1 pseudogene is annotated in these 879 nt (G+C 74.2%); it reads left to right on the forward strand.

Going from position 1 to position 879, the window contains the following annotated elements:
- A pseudogene (locus tag AC13HU_RS37735) lies at positions 1-842 on the forward strand (topoisomerase II); the annotation flags it as partial.
- Positions 843-879 lie beyond the last annotated feature (37 nt).

Below are 879 nucleotides of genomic sequence, written 5' to 3' on the forward strand. Positions count from 1 at the left end.
CGGTCATCTCCGGAGTACGCGAAACCGGCAAGATGATCAAGGTCGACGACATCGTGGCGCACTTCCAGACCCGCTGCCGCGGCGTCCAGGTCGTCCCCTTCGACGAACACCTGGCAGCCGGCGCCGAAGTCGACCTCGACATGATGCGACCCAAAACCCGCGAGGCGTACTTCAACCTGTCCGCCATGGTCGCCGAGGACTTCGTCCGCGCACAGCAGACACAGGGCCTATGGACGCAGCAGGGCGCCAACCCACCACCCGTACAGACACCGCCGGTGCCGGGCCAGGAAGGCTACCCGGTCCCGGGCCAGCAACCCGGACAACCCGGGCAGTACCCGCCGCAAGCGCCGTACGGCGGCCAGCAGGGCGGTGGCGCGCCACCGTACCCGGCACCGGGCCAGCCCGGACAACCCGGTCAGCCCGGTCAGCCCGGTCAGCCGGGGCAGCAGCCCGGCCCCGAGCAGGGCCAGGGACCGTACGGCCAGCCCGGTCCGTACGGGCAGCCGGGTCCGTACGGCCAGCCGGGTCCGTACGGCCAGCCGGGGCAGCCCGGTCCTTACGGTGCGCAGCCGATGCCGCCCGGCCAGGTCCCGCCGAGTCAGTACGGCGCCGCACCGCAGGGTCCCCCGCAGCCGTATCCGCCGGTGCAGCAGGGGCCGGGCCAGCCGGGGTTCCAGCCGGACTCCTCGCAGCCGCACGCGCCGCAGCCCCAGCAGGGCTGGCCGCAGCAGGGCCAGGCCGGACAACCGGGACAGCCAGGGCAGCCAGGGCAGCCGCCGCAGGACCCACAGGACCCGCAGCAGGGCTACGGATACCCGGCGCCCCCGCCGCCGCAGTACTGACACCCGCGCCCCGAGGCGCCCGACGCGTCCGGTGCAC

Source organism: Streptomyces sp. NH27 (assembly GCF_056859195.1).